Here is a 635-nt window from a genome sequence, read left to right as displayed (position 1 = left end):
TAGATCAGACCCCAGATCGCGAAAGTGTAGCCCGCCGGCTGCACCGGCGGGTTGTCCTGCGGCACGGGGAAAGCGTCAGGCGCGAACCCCGCGAAGCCGGGAAACAGCACCGGCCCGGCAGCGAAAATCACCGCGGCCACGAAGACCAGTGCTGCCCAGAGCTTGTTCATCCTCAGACCAGGTCCCCGTTGGCGGTGAGCGTGGTGCGGCCGCCGAGCCACGGGTGCAGAGCCTCGGGCAGCCTGACCGAGCCGTCCGCCTGCTGGCCGTTCTCGAGCACGGCGATCAGGCAGCGGCCGACCGCGAGCCCCGAGCCGTTCAGCGTGTGCACGAAGTCGGGCTTGCCGCCTGCCGTGGGCTTGAAGCGCGCGTTCATGCGCCGGGCCTGGAAATCGCCGCAGACCGAGACCGAGGAGATCTCGCGGTAGGTGTTCTGTCCGGGCAGCCAGACCTCGAGGTCATGGGTGCGGCGAGCGCCGAAGCCGATGTCGCCGGTGCAGAGTGCCACCGTGCGGTAGGGCAGGCCGAGCTACTCGAGGATGCCCTGCGCGCAGCCGGTCATCCGGTCGAGCTCGTCGCGGGATTTGTCCGGGTGCGTGATCGAGACCATCTCGACCTTCTCGAACTGGTGCTGT

Annotated in this window: 1 pseudogene; it reads right to left on the bottom strand. The window is 68.5% G+C overall.

What is annotated here, in order from left to right:
- Positions 1 to 172 precede the first annotated feature (172 nt).
- Positions 173 to 635 (bottom strand): annotated as a pseudogene (locus HC022_RS28265) (aminoacyl--tRNA ligase-related protein); the annotation flags it as partial.

The sequence above is a fragment of the Salipiger sp. HF18 genome, assembly GCF_011806505.1.
GTDB lineage: Bacteria > Pseudomonadota > Alphaproteobacteria > Rhodobacterales > Rhodobacteraceae > Salipiger > Salipiger thiooxidans.
The sequence above is the reverse complement of the archived record's forward strand: the minus strand, read 5'-3'. Positions and strand labels throughout refer to the sequence as shown.